Here is a 13,514-nt window from a genome sequence, read left to right on the forward strand (position 1 = left end):
GTACCGACATGTCACGTGTAGCCAAGAAGCCCATCACCCTGCCGAAGGGCGTCGAACTCTCGATCGCCAATGGCACCGTCACCGTCAAGGGCCCGAAGGGCACCCTGACCACCCATGAGCTGCCGGGCATTTCGTTCCAGCAGGAAAATGGCGTGGCCAACGTCGTCGTCGCCGAAGGCGCGGATGACAAGTTCGGCGGTACCGCCCGCGCCATCGTCGCGAACATGATCCACGGCGTCGCCAACGGCTTCGAGAAGAAGCTGGAGCTGGTCGGCGTGGGTTACCGCGCGCAGCTCACCGGCAAGTCGGTGAACCTGTCGCTGGGTTATTCGCACCCGGTTGTCTTCGAGGCGCCGGAAGGCATCACCATCGAAGTCCCGACGCAGACGGAAGTGCTCATCAAGGGCGCCGACAAGCAGCTCGTCGGCCAGGTGGCAGCGAAGATCCGCGCGTTCCGTGCGCCCGAGCCCTACAAGGGCAAGGGTGTCCGTTACGCCGGCGAGACGATCATCCTGAAGGAAGCCAAGAAGGCCTAATCGGCCTATCCGCTTCCTGGAGACGAGACGATGAACAAGAACGAATCCCGCCTGCGCCGCGCCAAGTCGACCCGCGCTCACATCCGTGAGCTCGGCGCCGCCCGCCTGAGCGTGCATCGCACCGGTCAGCACATCTACGCCCAGGTCTTTGCACCGAACGGCACCGTCGTGGCTTCCGCCTCGACCGTGCAAAAGTCGGTGGCCGAAGGCCTCAAGAGCAAGAAGAACGTCGAAGCCGCCACCACGGTCGGTCGCGTCATTGCCGAGCGCGCCAAGGCCGCCGGCATCGAAGCCGTCGCGTTTGATCGCTCGGGTTTCCGTTATCACGGTCGCATCAAGGCTCTTGCCGATGCGGCGCGTGAGGCCGGCCTCAAGTTCTAAGAGGCGTCAGGCCACGGCATCGGCCCTTCGGGGCCGGTGCCGCCCGATGTAACTACAACTCCAAGCGGCGACCGAGCCGTAAACAGAAGTCCCGGTTCTTCCGGGCTATCAGGAAAAGAGATGTCCTCGACAGATCGCGAAAATTCGGACGGCATGCTTGAAAAGCTGATCGCCGTCAACCGCGTGGCCAAGACCGTCAAGGGTGGCCGCCAGATGAGCTTCACCGCGCTGACGGTTGTCGGCGATGGCGAAGGTCGCGTCGGTTTTGGTTATGGCAAGGCCCGTGAAGTGCCGGTCGCCATTTCCAAGGCCATGGAGCGCGCCCGCCGCAACATGGTGAGCATTGAACTGAACAACGGCACGCTCTGGTACGCCATCAAGGCCAACCACGGCGCCGCTCGCGTCTTCATGCAGCCCGCTTCCGAAGGTACCGGCGTGATCGCCGGCGGTGCCATGCGCGCCGTGCTCGAAGTGGTCGGCGTGAAGAACGTCCTCGCGAAGGCCGTCGGCTCGCGCAACCCGATCAACCTCGTCCGCGCGACGATCAAGGGTCTGCAGGCCGTCGCCTCGCCGAAGCGCATCGCCGCCAAGCGTGGCAAGACGATCGAAGAGGTGCTGGGCAATGGCTAAGAACAACGAAACCGCTGGCACCGTCCGCGTTCGCCTGGTCAAAGGCCTTCGCGGTGTGCAGGGGCGTCATCGTCTGAGCGTCAAGGCCCTGGGCCTTAACAAGCTCAACGACGTGCGCGAACTGAAGGATAGCCCCCAGGTCCGTGGCCTCATCAACACGGTCTACTACCTGGTTCGGGTCGAGGAGTAAGCATCATGCGTCTTAACGACATCAAGCCCGGCAAGGGCGCTCGCAAGACCCGCACCCGCGTTGCTCGCGGTATCGGTTCCGGCCTCGGCAAGACCGCCGGCCGCGGCCACAAGGGTCAGCACGCTCGTGCCGGTAACACGCACCGCGTCGGTTTCGAAGGCGGCCAGATGCCGCTGCAGCGTCGCCTGCCGAAGGTCGGCTTCCGCTCGCTGAAGAAGGCCGATACGGAGCAGGTCATGCTCTACAAGCTGGCCGCGATCCAGGGCGACACGATCGACCTCATCGCACTGCACGCTGCCGGTCTCGTGACCAGCCGCGCCAAGAAGGTCAAGGTGGTGCTTAAGGGCGAGATCAATCGCGCCATCAAGCTCCAGGGCGTGCTTGCGACGGCCGGCGCCAAGGCGGCTATCGAAGCCGCCGGCGGCAGCGTGGAGTAATCAGGTGGCTGCAGCGCAGGGCACAACGCTCGGCTCGCTGGGCAAACTGACGGAACTGCGTCAGCGCATCTTTTTCCTTATTGGTGCGCTGATCGTCTTCCGCCTCGGTTCGTTCATTCCCGTTCCGGGCGTGAACCCCGAGGCGATGACGAGCCTGGTCGAGGGCGGCGGCGGCCTCCTGAACATGGTCAACATGTTCTCGGGTGGTTCGCTTTCCCGCTTCTCGGTGTTCGCTCTCGGTGTGGTGCCGTACATTTCGGCATCGATCGTGGTGCAGATGATGGGCTCGGTCGTTCCGGCGCTCATGGCGCTGCGCAAGGAAGGCGAGGCGGGTCGTCGCAAGATGACCACGTACACGCGTTTCGGCACGGTGGGTCTGGCGGCTTTCCAGGCGTTCGGTATCGCTGTTGCGCTGCAGAAGCAGGTTGCAGCGGGCGGTGCGCCGGTGGTCTACATGCCGGGCGCCGGCTTCGTCCTGGCATCGGTCGTCGGCCTCACCGCCGGCACGATGTTCCTGATGTGGCTGGGCGAGCAGATCACGGAGCGTGGTATCGGCAACGGTATCTCGATGCTGATCTTCGCCGGTATCGTCGCGGGTCTGCCGGGTGCCATCGCGCACACGCTGACCATGGCGAACAACGGCGAGCTGTCGGTCCTGAAGCTGCTGATGGTTACCGTGGTGATCCTCGCGGTCACCGCCTTCGTGGTGTTCATGGAGCGCGCCCAGCGGCGCATCACCGTGAACTATGCGAAGCAGGGTAGCCAGCGTCAGTTCCAGCGCCAGACCTCGCACCTGCCGCTGAAGATCAACATGGCGGGCGTCATTCCGCCGATCTTCGCGACCAGCCTGCTGCTCTTCCCCGCAACCGCGGCGACCTGGTTCGGCTCTGCCCACCAGTCCCGTTGGCTGCAGTGGTTGACCACGGCGCTGAGCCCGGGTGAGCCGGTCCACGACATCGTGTTCGCCGTGCTGGTGATCGGTTTCGCCTTCTTCTATACCGCGATCGTGTTCAATTCGCAGGAAACGGCCGATAACCTCAAGCGTTCGGGGGCGTTGATCCCGGGTATTCGTCCGGGTCGTGCCACGGCCGACTATATCGATGGCGTCATGACCCGGCTTACCGGTGTCGGCGCGCTCTACATCGTGCTGGTCTGCCTGGTGCCGACGTTCATGCAGAACGCCTGGCACGTACCGTTCTATTTCGGCGGCACGTCGCTGCTGATCGTGGTGGTGGTGGTGATGGACTTTACGGCTCAGGTCCAGGCCCATCTTGTGAGCCACCAGTACGAGAGTCTGCTTAAGAAGTCGAATCTCCGTCGTAGCTGAGACGCGATAGAGACCCCCACAGGGAGGTCTCGGGGTGCTAGACCCCGGGACTTCCGGTTTAGGTTAATTCAGGTTAGAATTGCGCGTTTACCGCGCACGAAACGCATCGGAGACAGTACATCATGGCGCGCATCGCGGGTGTCAATTTGCCGGTCCAGAAGCATGTCTGGGTTGGTTTGCAGAGCATTTACGGAATCGGCCGTTCGCGGGCGAAGCAGGTTTGTGTCGACGCGGGCGTGGTTGCGACCACCCCGATCAAGTCGCTGAGTGAGGGCGAGGTCGAGAAGATCCGTGCCGAAGTCGCGAAGTACACGGTCGAAGGCGACCTTCGCCGCGAAATCGGCATGGCCGTCAAGCGTCTGATGGACCTTGGTTGCTACCGTGGCCTGCGCCATCGTCGCGGCCTGCCGGTGCGCGGCCAGCGCACGCGTACCAACGCCCGTACCCGTAAGGGTCCGCGTCGTCCGATCAAGAAGTAACGGATACCGAATATGGCTAAGCCGGTTAAGACCAAGAAGAAGATCAAGCGCGTCGTCACGGATGCCGTGGCCCACGTGCAGGCTTCTTTCAACAACACCATCGTCACGATCACCGACCGCCAGGGCAATGCTCTGTCGTGGGCGACGGCGGGCGGCGCGGGTTTCCGCGGCTCCCGTAAGTCGACCCCGTTCGCAGCGCAGGTTGCCGCCGAAAAGGCTGGCCGCGCCGCGGGCGACTACGGTGTCAAGACTGTAGAAGTGCGCATCAAGGGCCCCGGCCCGGGCCGCGAGTCGGCAGTGCGCTCTTTGAACGCGTTGGGCTACAAGGTGCTCAACATTATTGACGTCACGCCGATTCCGCATAACGGCTGCCGTCCCCCCAAGAAGCGTCGCGTCTAAGGAGCATAACCATGGCCCGTTATCGTGGAGCTACCTGCAAGCTGGCGCGTCGTGAGGGTGCTGACCTCGGTCTGAAGAGCCCTGCTCGCGCGCTTGATTCCAAGTGCAAGCTCGAAAACAAGCCCGGCCAGCATGGCGCCAACAAGCGCGCCCGTCTGTCCGACTACGCTGTTCAGCTTCGTGAGAAGCAGAAGGTCAAGCGCATCTACGGCGTGCTTGAGCGTCAGTTCAGCAATTACTACACCAAGGCTTCGACCCAGAAGGGCAACACGGGTGAAAACCTGCTTCGCCTCCTGGAAAGCCGTCTCGACAATGTCGTCTACCGCATGGGTTTCGCGGTCACCCGCGCCCAGGCTCGCCAGCTGGTGGCTCATAAGTCCGTCACGGTCAACGGTAAGAAGGTCAACGTGCCTTCGTACCACGTCCGTCCGGGCGATGAGGTCTCGCTGACCGAGAAGGCCCGTACGCAGTTGCGCGTGCAGGAAGCGGCGACGATCTACGACACGATGGATCTTCGTCCGTCGTGGGTCGAGGTCGACAGCAAGAAGTTCGCAGGCACGTTCAAGGCCGTTCCGGATCGTGGCGATCTGCCGGCCGATATCAACGAAGCCCTGATCGTCGAGCTTTACTCGAAGTAATCCACCGGAGCCTTGCATGGCAGTTTCGTCAACTAGTGTGCTGCGGCCTCGTGGCCTCAGCGTCGAGCAGCTTGGAGCGAACCGCGCGAAGGTGGTGGTCGAGCCGCTCGAGCGTGGCTTCGGTCACACCCTGGGCAACGCGCTGCGTCGCGTGCTGCTCTCTTCGATTCCGGGCAGCGCGATCGTCGAGGTCGAAATCGACGGCGTGCTGCACGAGTACACCACCTTGGAAGGCCTGCAGGAGGACGTGATCGAAGTCCTGCTGAACCTCAAGGACGTCGCCATCCGTCAGCACAGCGGTGATGAAGTCACCCTGACGCTGTCGAAGAAGGGCAAGGGCGTGGTCACGGCCGGCGATATCGCCGTCGATCACTCCGTCGAAATCGTGAACCCCGAGCACGTGATCTGCCACCTCACCAAGGATGTGGCGCTCAACATGCGTTTGAAGGTGCGTCGTGGCGTCGGCTACCAGCCGGCCAGCGCGCGCCAGCATCCGGATGACGAGACGCGTCCGATCGGTCGTCTGCAGCTCGACGCGTCGTTCGCGCCGGTTCTGCGCGTGGCTTACGAAGTGGACGCCGCTCGTGTCGAGCAGCGCACCAACCTCGACAAGCTCGTGCTCGACATCGAGACGAACGGCACGATCGGTGCTGAAGACGCCGTCCGCAAGGCGGCTGAGATCATCAACGATCAGCTCTCGGTGTTCGGCGATTTCTCGCGTCGCGAAAGCGATTCGACCAAGGCGGAGAAGGGCGGTTTCGATCCGCTCCTGCTGCGCCCGATCGACGACCTCGAACTCACGGTCCGTTCCGCCAACTGCCTCAAGGCCGAAAGCATCTACTACATCGGCGACCTGGTCCAGAAGACCGAAGTCGAGCTGTTGAAGACGCCGAACCTGGGCAAGAAGTCGCTGACCGAAATCAAGGACGTGCTGGGCGGACGTGGTCTCGCTCTCGGCATGAAATTGGAAAATTGGCCGCCGCCGGGCCTCTCGCACGGCATGCAGCTGGGCTGATGTAAACGGGGCGATCGACATTCGATCGCCCCGATCCTTTGCGCCATCCGTGGGATGCCTCAGGCACTTCCTTCGGAATTCGAAAGCGGTCCAAAGAGGCCGTGCTCCCATAACGAGGCGTTCTGACAGCCTCGCATCAGCGGGTAACCGCGGGAAGTCGGCTCATCCTGACCGGCTTTTCATAACAACAGACATTGAGAGTAAACCGCCATGCGCCACCAGAAATCCGGTCGCAAGCTCAACCGCACGAGCAGCCACCGCGAAGCCATGTTCAAGAACATGGCCGCGTCGCTGATCAAGCATGAGCTGATCCGCACCACCCTTCCCAAGGCGAAGGAACTCCGTCGCGTTGCCGAGCCGCTCATCACGCTCGCCAAGACCGACGGCGTCGCCAACCGCCGCCTCGCTTTCTCGCGCCTGCGCGACAAGCAGGCCGTCGGCAAGCTGTTCGTCGAACTCGGTCCTCGCTACCGCGAGCGTCCCGGCGGCTACCTGCGCATCCTCAAGTGCGGCTTCCGTCCGGGCGACAACGCGCCGATGGCGTATGTCGAGCTGGTCGATCGTCCGACCCAGGGCGAAGCCGTCGACGCCGAGTAAGCCTCCAGGCTGATCGCGTATCGAGACCCCGGCAGGGTGACCTGCCGGGGTCTTTTTTTTGGTTCATTGCGGAAGTGCCGGGTGCTGTTTGGACACTTCGGTTCGTTCGCCGCGTGACTGCATATGTCCGGCGGCTGGAGCTACCGCTAGTTCGTGCGGTGAGGCCAGAGCCTTCGGTGTCCCCCCTCGCTGCTTCAGACAGGTCCTCCGTGTTCGAAAAGGAAGGCCGCTGGCGCGGCCTGTGTACCTAGTGGCCTTCGGCCGCTCTCTTGTGCGGAACTCGCCTCGAGGGGAGGCACCGAAGACTCCCGCGATGACTGATGTCGCGTGTTGGGAGAGCCGCACAGTCGCAGGCCACAGCGCTACAAGCGCCTCAGCGTCGTGCTTGCGAAAGCAGGAGCATCCAGCGACTCCACGCGAACGATCTCACTACCGCGCGCCGCTTTCCGATACGAACGTTAGCGTTGCAGAGCCGTTGGCCGCCGTGCTCGGCGCGACCTGGCGTAACCGAGCGGCACGGGCGGATAAGGCCCGCAGGGGGCCGGCCAGGACGGCCGGCCGTTTCCGATAAGGCAGGAAGCCGCATCGGAAACCCCCGTTCGTGACGCGGGCGCGCAGGGGCGCAGCCATAAGACACCGCCGCGCAGCGGCCTCTCTACCTAAGCGACGGTGCAGCCGAAGCGCCGAGCACGGCGGCCAACGGCGGTCCCTCAGATCCCGCGCTGTCGCTCTCTGCGGCTGCGATGTCGGTCACTGGCTGCCCGCCCCGCCCCGCTGCGCATCGCACATACGCACGCCGCGCCACCGAAATCCAACGAAGGGCACAGCCGAGTACCCCCTACATCCAAGCGATAACCGCAAGACCCAACGCAACCCATTGACTTGGTTACAAAGGAAACTTCGTGCGAGTGCTGACAAGCGCATGCACAAAGAGTTAACGTGGGTGTCCCGCAACGCACCATCCCCGGTATGAACCCTCGTCTTTGGTCTTTCCGTACGCGCTATCTCGCCGGCTTCGTCGTGTGCGTTGCGCTCATGGCTTTCGCGTTGTACGCGCAATACGTCATGCATCTGGATCCATGCCCGCTGTGCATTTTCCAGCGCATCGCCGTGTGCTTCATGGGTCTGTTCTTTCTGGTGGGTGGCTTGCACGCGCCCGCACGCATCGGCATGCGCGCGACGTATGCCGGGCTTGTCACGCTGGGTGGCCTTTGGGGCATCGCCACGGCAGGCCGCCATCTCTGGCTGCAGTCGTTGCCTGCCTCCGAAGTTCCTGCGTGTGGCCCCGGGCTCGGCTACCTGTTCGACGCGTTTCCGTTCGCGAAGATGCTCAAGCTCGCATTCACCGGCTCCGGTGAATGCGCAAAGATCGAGCCCATTCTTGGTATTCCGATGCCCGGTTGGACCCTGTTGTGGTTCGTTGTCCTCATCGTCTGGGCCCTCCCGGCCGTTCGTCGTTCCGTCCGTTGACCTCCCGCGCCACGCAAGGCGCACTTTAAATAGAGCACCGTCATGCAGCACTCCCTCAAAACCGTAACGCCTCCGTCCCTCGACTGGACGCCGAGTTCGTGGCGGTCGAGGACCGCCCTCCAGCAGCCGACCTATGAAGACGCCGACGAACTGGCGCGCGCGCTTGCGCAGCTGGGCGATCTGCCGCCGCTGGTGACCTCCTGGGAGATCCTCGCGCTGAAGCAGCGCATTGCGGAGGCTCAGGAGGGCGAGCGTTTTCTGCTCCAGGGCGGTGACTGCGCGGAGAGCTTCGCCGACTGCAACAGCTCGATCATCTCCAATCGCCTCAAGGTGCTGCTGCAGATGAGCCTCGTGCTCGTGCATGGGCTGAAGAAGCCTGTGCTGCGTGTGGGTCGGTTCGCCGGTCAATACGCCAAGCCGCGTTCCGCCGATAACGAGACACGCGACGGCGTGACGCTGCCGGCGTTTCGCGGCGACCTGGTCAACAGTCCTGAATTCACCGCCGAGGCGCGGCGTGCCGATCCGCAGCGTCTCATCAAGGCGCATGCGCGTTCGGCCATGACGATGAACTTCGTTCGTGCGCTCATCGATGGCGGTTTCGCCGACCTGCATCACCCGGAGTACTGGGATCTCGCGTGGGTGGAGCATTCTCCGCTCGCGGCCGAGTACAAGCGCATGGTCGCCAGCATCGGCGATTCGCTGCGCTTCATGGAGACCCTCGCCGGGCAGTCCATTTCCAGCTATTCGCGCGTGGATTTCTACACCTCGCACGAAGCGTTGCTACTTCATTACGAAGAAGCACTGACGCGCCGCGTGCCGCGACAGCATGGCTGGTTCAACCTGTCGACGCACTTCCCGTGGATCGGCATGCGTACGGCGGCGCTCGATGGCGCGCATACGGAATACTTCCGCGGCATACGTAACCCGATCGCCGTCAAGGTGGGGCCGACCGTGCAGCCGGACGATCTGCTGCGCCTCATCGACGTGCTCAACCCGAACGAGGAAGCGGGTCGCCTGACGTTGATCCATCGCATGGGCAACGACAAGATCGCCACGCAGTTGCAGCCGTTGCTCGAAGCGGTGAAGCGCGAAGGGCGCCGGGTGCTCTGGGTGGCCGATCCGATGCACGGCAATACCGAAAGCACCAGCAACGGCTACAAGACCCGCCGTTTCGCGAATATCGCAGGCGAACTCGATCAGGCGTTCGACATCCATGCCGCGGCCGGCACGCGACTGGGTGGCGTGCATCTGGAACTGACGGGTGAGAACGTCACGGAATGTCTCGGCGGTGCGCGCGGTCTCGTGGAGCAGGATCTCGACCGTGCCTACAAGTCGATGGTCGATCCACGCCTCAACTACGAGCAGTCGCTCGAACTCGCGATGCTCATCGTGAGGAAGTCGGGCGGCATGGTCTGAAGTGGAGAGCCCGCCTTCGAGGCGGGCTCAAGGTCGGGGGCTCCCACACCCACCAGTGGCGCGAAGCCGGCTGCTGACCGGCGCCACGCCGCTCAAAGAATCAAGAGCGTCGATGGTCCGCTGGCGTTGGTCACACCGGTCGGCGAACTGCATTGCGCAGCCAACGTGGCGCCGAGGTTGAGCAAGGTGAAGGTAGCGGTGGCGCTTCGGCCTGCATAGCGGCCGGCCGTGATCGTGCCCGGCGCCGTTATCACCAGGTTGCCGCTGATGGGCAAGGCTGTCGCAGTGAAGGTGAAAGCGCTGGTCGCTGCGCCGCCATTGTCACTCCAGTGAATGGTCCACGTGATGGGTGTGGTCGAGAACAGGTTGTTGCAGTTGAACGGCGCATCGAAACTTTCCTGCGACGATGCGCTGGTGAGGAGGGGGGCTGCAATCAGCTGTGTGCAACTCCAACTCGTTTGGGTGTCCACGGTATGGACCGCTGTGGTGTTGGTGACACCGGGGGACCAGGTTGCCGCGTGGCTGCCCGTGCAAGTGACGATGGGGAGGATGCTCTGTGCCGCCGTTGGCGATGGCGCCACGGCGGCGACCAGAACCAGCATCGCCGCGAGAACGAGCGGGGCATACGATGTGAACATGGCTTGTAGGACGCGTGCTGCGGTCATGACGGCCTCCAGGACGGGTGATCGCTCGAACGATGCGCCATCCGTGCGCGTCTGCGCCTTCCTAGGTCTTTTCTAGGCCAGGCGCCGTTGCAGCCTGAGAAGTGCCGAACCGTTTTGCTGTCGGGCCTGCGGTGTCGACCTGAGTTTAGGCCGTTGATCGGCCGCGTTGGTACGTATTCGGCAGAAGCGTGGCGCAACCCTGCAACGGACGTTAGCTTTCAGCGCGTCCGACGCAGTTGCTTTTCCTGCGCCCACGCGACATGTTCACGGACCATCGGTGACGGATGATCTGCCCGCGCATTGAGCGCCGATAGGATTTCATCGCTGGCCGGCGCATTGCCGAGTCCGACCGCGAGATTGCGCAACCACCCTTCATAGCCTGTGCGCCGGATCGCCATACCCTCCGTGCGCGAGAGAAATTCCTCTTCGCTCCATGCGAAAAGTTCGACGAGTTTGGGTCCGTCGAGGCTGTGGCGCGGTGCGAAATCGGGTTCTGTCGCTTCCTGGGCGAACTTGTTCCACGGGCAGATGAGTTGGCAGTCGTCACAACCGAAGACGCGGTTGCCCATGGGTTCGCGCAGCTCGACGGGAATGCTGCCTTTCAGCTCGATGGTGAGATACGAGATGCAGCGGCGCGCATCGAGGCGATAAGGCGCCACGATCGCCTGGGTAGGACAGATATCGATGCAGCGTCGGCAACTGCCGCAGTGCGCGCTGGCCGGCGCGTCGAGCGGCAACGGCAGGTCGGTGTACAGCTCGCCGAGGAAAAAGTACGAACCCGCGCGCTTGTTGATCAGCACCGTGTGCTTACCGATCCAGCCAAGGCCCGCGTTGCGTGCAATCGCCTTCTCGAGCACCGGTGCCGAGTCGACGTACGCGCGGTACTTGAACTCGCCGATGCGCTCTTCGATACGCGACGCGAGCTTCTGCAAACGGTTGCGCATCAGCTTGTGATAATCGCGGCCGAGCGCATAGCGAGCGACATAGGCTTTCTCGCCGTCGCGGATCACGTCCCACGCGTTCGGCACGCCCGGTGGCGTGTAGTCCATGCGCAGGGAGATAATTCGCAGCGTACCGGGTTCGAGTTCGGCCGGGCGGCTGCGCCGCGTGCCATGCCGTGCCATGTAGTCCATCTCGCCGTGGTGCCCATCGGCGAGCCAGCGTTCCAGATAGGCTTCGTCGTTTCCGAGATCCGTACCTGCGATGCCGATGTCGGCGAAGCCGAGTTCGCGCGCCCATTGTTTGATGTCGGCGGCGAGGGTGGCGTAGTCGATGGAAGGTGGGGCAGGCATGCGCCCATTCTACCGGGGGCTCCTATAATCGGCCGATGACCGCTCACGATCTCGCCGTCGACCTCTTCACGTCCGCGCAATCGCGCGCCATCGACCAGCGCGCCATGCGCGAACTGGGCATTCCCGGCTTCGAATTGATGACACGTGCGGCATCCGCCGCGTACGCCATGCTGCGCCGACGCTGGCCGGCGTCTCGCCGCGTGCGCGTCGTCTGCGGCGGCGGAAACAACGGTGGCGACGGTTACCTCGTCGCGCGCGATGCGCTTGCCGATGGCCTCGCCGTGGATCTCATTGCGCTGGACCCGCCGAAAGGCGACGACGCGCGCCGCGCGCGGCAGGCATTCGAGGCGCTCGGGGGTGTCGCCAAACCTCTTTCTGCCTGGGGCGGTCTCGCGCCTGCCGACATGATGGTCGACGCCATCTACGGCACCGGCCTCAATCGAGCGCCCGAAGGTGAGGCGCGGGAGGCCATCGAGGCGATCAATGCCGCGCGAGCCCCGGTATTGGCCCTGGATGTCCCGTCCGGCCTTTCGGCCGACACGGGTGCCTGTCCGGGCGTGGTCGTGCGCGCCACGGCCACGGCGACCTTCATCGTCCGCAAGCGCGGGCTGTACACGCACCAAGCCGAAGTGGCCGGCGACGTCGAATTGCATACGCTCGATCTGCCGGCCTCGGTCCTGGAGGCGCCCGACGCCCGCCTGCTGGTGGCCGAGAGCCTTCCGCCGCGGGCGCTGGACTCGCACAAGGGCAGCAACGGCCACGTCCTCGCGATCGGCGGCGACCACGGTACGGGCGGCGCGATCCGCATGGCGGCCGAAGCGGCACTGCGCACGGGGGCGGGTCTCGTCAGCGTCGCAACGCGCGACCAGAACGTCCTGGCGATGAATGCGGCGCGGCCCGAACTCATGCCCCACGGCGTGGACGGCCCGCAGACGCTGCAGCCGATGCTCGACAAGGCGTCCGTGCTGGCGCTCGGCCCCGGCCTGGGGCAAGCCGCATGGGGTCATGCCCTGTGGACGACCGCGCTGGACGCTGACAAGCCGACGGTACTCGATGCCGACGGCCTCAACCTCCTGCATAGCGAACCGCGTGCGCTGCCCACCAAGACGGTGCTCACCCCGCATCCGGGGGAGGCGGCCCGTCTGCTCGGTATGTCCACGGCCGACGTGCAAGCCGATCGCTTTGCCGCGGCGCGCGCGCTGGCTGCGCGCTTCCACGCCACGGTCGTGCTCAAGGGCAACGGCAGCCTGATCGCTTCCGCAGAAGGCGAGGTGTCGGTCTGTCCGTGGGGCAACCCCGGTATGGCCAGTGGCGGCATGGGCGACACGCTCACGGGAATCATCGCGGGCCTGCTCGCACAGGGATGCGAGCCCTACCACGCGGCTTGCCTCGGCGTGGGGCTCCACGCACGCGCGGCAGACGTCGCCGCGCAGGACGGGCAGCGCGGCTTGCTGGCGGGCGATCTGCTGATCCCGTTGCGCCATCTCGTCAACGGAGTAGACGCATGAGCGGGGGGGACGACCGTTACCTGGCGGACGAGGAAGCCACGCTCGCGCTTGGCCAGCAGTTCGCTGCTGCGCTGGATGGCGGGCTGGTCATGCACCTGCACGGCGACCTCGGTGCGGGCAAGACCACCTTTGCACGCGCCTTCCTGCGCGCGCTTGGCGTCGGCGAGCGGGTGAAAAGCCCGACATACAGCCTGATCGAGGGCTACGACATCGGTGGGCGCCGCGCTTTCCATCTGGATCTCTACCGCATTGCGGACCCCGGCGAACTCGAGTGGTTGGGCTTGGACAGCCTGGCCGAACCCGGCGCCATCGTGCTGGTGGAGTGGCCCGAGCGCGGTGCAGGAGCGTTGCCGCCAGTGGACCTCGCCCTGCATTTCCGCCACGAAGGCACCGCTCGTGCCGTGCGGGTGGAGCCTGTGTCGGAGGCTGGGCAGCGGTTTAGCGAACGCCTGCAAGGCAACCGATAACGACAGTGGGTCGCGCGGGCCCGCCCTCGGGGAGCGGTCATCCGGTTGCCCCGTTTCTGCTCATTTG

At 64.3% G+C, this 13,514-nt stretch carries 17 protein-coding genes; 15 read left to right on the forward strand and 2 right to left on the reverse strand.

Annotated features, from left to right (window positions below; all coding sequences use genetic code 11):
- The first annotated feature begins 8 nt into the window (after positions 1–8).
- The 13 genes from rplF (at position 9) to IM816_RS03985 (ending at position 9,515) form a co-directional block, all read left to right on the forward strand.
- Complete coding sequence (gene rplF / locus IM816_RS03925) at positions 9–536, forward strand: 50S ribosomal protein L6 (protein ID WP_250339857.1); 528 nt, start codon at positions 9–11, stop codon at positions 534–536.
- Between the two features lie 30 nt (positions 537–566).
- A complete protein-coding gene (gene rplR / locus IM816_RS03930; protein ID WP_072322783.1) occupies positions 567–917 on the forward strand; it encodes a 50S ribosomal protein L18 in 351 nt (116 codons plus the stop codon).
- A gap of 120 nt (positions 918–1,037) precedes the next feature.
- Positions 1,038–1,547, forward strand: a complete 510-nt coding sequence (gene rpsE / locus IM816_RS03935; RefSeq protein WP_072322784.1) for a 30S ribosomal protein S5 — start codon at positions 1,038–1,040, stop codon at positions 1,545–1,547.
- Positions 1,540–1,737, forward strand: a complete 198-nt coding sequence (gene rpmD / locus IM816_RS03940) for a 50S ribosomal protein L30 (protein WP_045831139.1) — start codon at positions 1,540–1,542, stop codon at positions 1,735–1,737. The genes rpsE and rpmD overlap by 8 nt, the downstream gene beginning before the upstream one ends.
- 5 nt (positions 1,738–1,742) lie before the next feature.
- Positions 1,743–2,174 (forward strand): 50S ribosomal protein L15, encoded by a 432-nt coding sequence (gene rplO, locus IM816_RS03945; protein ID WP_072322785.1) that lies wholly within the window; start codon positions 1,743–1,745, stop codon positions 2,172–2,174.
- 4 nt (positions 2,175–2,178) lie between these two features.
- Positions 2,179–3,501, forward strand: coding sequence for a preprotein translocase subunit SecY (gene secY, locus IM816_RS03950; protein ID WP_072322786.1), 1,323 nt, complete (start codon positions 2,179–2,181; stop codon positions 3,499–3,501).
- 122 nt (positions 3,502–3,623) lie between these two features.
- Positions 3,624–3,980, forward strand: coding sequence for a 30S ribosomal protein S13 (rpsM, locus tag IM816_RS03955; RefSeq protein WP_072322787.1), 357 nt, complete (start codon positions 3,624–3,626; stop codon positions 3,978–3,980).
- A gap of 12 nt (positions 3,981–3,992) precedes the next feature.
- Entirely contained in the window at positions 3,993–4,379 is a 387-nt protein-coding gene (gene rpsK, locus IM816_RS03960) for a 30S ribosomal protein S11 (protein WP_007513384.1), read from the forward strand.
- 11 nt (positions 4,380–4,390) lie between these two features.
- Positions 4,391–5,017 (forward strand): 30S ribosomal protein S4, encoded by a 627-nt coding sequence (rpsD, locus tag IM816_RS03965; protein WP_029213873.1) that lies wholly within the window; start codon positions 4,391–4,393, stop codon positions 5,015–5,017.
- Positions 5,018–5,033: 16 nt separating this feature from the next.
- A complete protein-coding gene (locus IM816_RS03970) occupies positions 5,034–6,032 on the forward strand; it encodes a DNA-directed RNA polymerase subunit alpha (protein WP_046967234.1) in 999 nt (332 codons plus the stop codon).
- Between the two features lie 210 nt (positions 6,033–6,242).
- Entirely contained in the window at positions 6,243–6,629 is a 387-nt protein-coding gene (gene rplQ, locus IM816_RS03975) for a 50S ribosomal protein L17 (protein ID WP_072322788.1), read from the forward strand.
- A 969-nt stretch (positions 6,630–7,598) separates the two neighbouring features.
- Complete coding sequence (locus IM816_RS03980) at positions 7,599–8,099, forward strand: disulfide bond formation protein B (RefSeq protein WP_250339858.1); 501 nt, start codon at positions 7,599–7,601, stop codon at positions 8,097–8,099.
- A gap of 42 nt (positions 8,100–8,141) precedes the next feature.
- Entirely contained in the window at positions 8,142–9,515 is a 1,374-nt protein-coding gene (locus tag IM816_RS03985) for a class II 3-deoxy-7-phosphoheptulonate synthase (RefSeq protein WP_250339859.1), read from the forward strand.
- A gap of 92 nt (positions 9,516–9,607) precedes the next feature.
- Here the strand turns inward: IM816_RS03985 and IM816_RS03990 are convergent, their stop codons facing one another.
- Both IM816_RS03990 and queG read right to left on the reverse strand, forming a co-directional pair.
- Positions 9,608–10,180, reverse strand: a complete 573-nt coding sequence (locus IM816_RS03990) for a hypothetical protein (protein ID WP_250339860.1) — start codon at positions 10,178–10,180, stop codon at positions 9,608–9,610.
- Positions 10,181–10,398: 218 nt separating this feature from the next.
- Complete coding sequence (gene queG / locus IM816_RS03995; RefSeq protein ID WP_250339861.1) at positions 10,399–11,472, reverse strand: tRNA epoxyqueuosine(34) reductase QueG; 1,074 nt, start codon at positions 11,470–11,472, stop codon at positions 10,399–10,401.
- A gap of 35 nt (positions 11,473–11,507) precedes the next feature.
- Here queG and IM816_RS04000 point away from each other — a divergent pair, with 35 nt between their 5' ends.
- Positions 11,508–12,980, forward strand: a complete 1,473-nt coding sequence (locus IM816_RS04000; protein ID WP_250339862.1) for an NAD(P)H-hydrate dehydratase — start codon at positions 11,508–11,510, stop codon at positions 12,978–12,980.
- Positions 12,977–13,447: a tRNA (adenosine(37)-N6)-threonylcarbamoyltransferase complex ATPase subunit type 1 TsaE gene (gene tsaE / locus IM816_RS04005; RefSeq protein ID WP_250339863.1), complete on the forward strand. Its 471-nt coding sequence runs from the start codon at positions 12,977–12,979 to the stop codon at positions 13,445–13,447. The genes IM816_RS04000 and tsaE overlap by 4 nt, the downstream gene beginning before the upstream one ends.
- The last annotated feature ends 67 nt before the right edge of the window (positions 13,448–13,514 follow it).

The organism is Luteibacter flocculans, assembly GCF_023612255.1.
Taxonomy (GTDB): Bacteria; Pseudomonadota; Gammaproteobacteria; order Xanthomonadales; family Rhodanobacteraceae; genus Luteibacter; species Luteibacter flocculans.

Coding starts and splice junctions, on each gene's coding strand:
- rplQ (WP_072322788.1), top strand. CDS start 6,243: ATGCGCCACCAGAAATCCGGTCGCAAGCTCAACCGCACGAGCAGCCAC.
- IM816_RS03980 (WP_250339858.1), top strand. CDS start 7,599: ATGAACCCTCGTCTTTGGTCTTTCCGTACGCGCTATCTCGCCGGCTTC.
- queG (WP_250339861.1), bottom strand. CDS start 11,472: ATGCCTGCCCCACCTTCCATCGACTACGCCACCCTCGCCGCCGACATC.
- IM816_RS03970 (WP_046967234.1), top strand. CDS start 5,034: ATGGCAGTTTCGTCAACTAGTGTGCTGCGGCCTCGTGGCCTCAGCGTC.
- IM816_RS04000 (WP_250339862.1), top strand. CDS start 11,508: ATGACCGCTCACGATCTCGCCGTCGACCTCTTCACGTCCGCGCAATCG.
- tsaE (WP_250339863.1), top strand. CDS start 12,977: ATGAGCGGGGGGGACGACCGTTACCTGGCGGACGAGGAAGCCACGCTC.
- IM816_RS03990 (WP_250339860.1), bottom strand. CDS start 10,180: ATGACCGCAGCACGCGTCCTACAAGCCATGTTCACATCGTATGCCCCG.
- IM816_RS03985 (WP_250339859.1), top strand. CDS start 8,142: ATGCAGCACTCCCTCAAAACCGTAACGCCTCCGTCCCTCGACTGGACG.
- rpsE (WP_072322784.1), top strand. CDS start 1,038: ATGTCCTCGACAGATCGCGAAAATTCGGACGGCATGCTTGAAAAGCTG.
- rpsM (WP_072322787.1), top strand. CDS start 3,624: ATGGCGCGCATCGCGGGTGTCAATTTGCCGGTCCAGAAGCATGTCTGG.
- rpsK (WP_007513384.1), top strand. CDS start 3,993: ATGGCTAAGCCGGTTAAGACCAAGAAGAAGATCAAGCGCGTCGTCACG.
- rpsD (WP_029213873.1), top strand. CDS start 4,391: ATGGCCCGTTATCGTGGAGCTACCTGCAAGCTGGCGCGTCGTGAGGGT.
- rplR (WP_072322783.1), top strand. CDS start 567: ATGAACAAGAACGAATCCCGCCTGCGCCGCGCCAAGTCGACCCGCGCT.
- rpmD (WP_045831139.1), top strand. CDS start 1,540: ATGGCTAAGAACAACGAAACCGCTGGCACCGTCCGCGTTCGCCTGGTC.
- rplF (WP_250339857.1), top strand. CDS start 9: ATGTCACGTGTAGCCAAGAAGCCCATCACCCTGCCGAAGGGCGTCGAA.
- rplO (WP_072322785.1), top strand. CDS start 1,743: ATGCGTCTTAACGACATCAAGCCCGGCAAGGGCGCTCGCAAGACCCGC.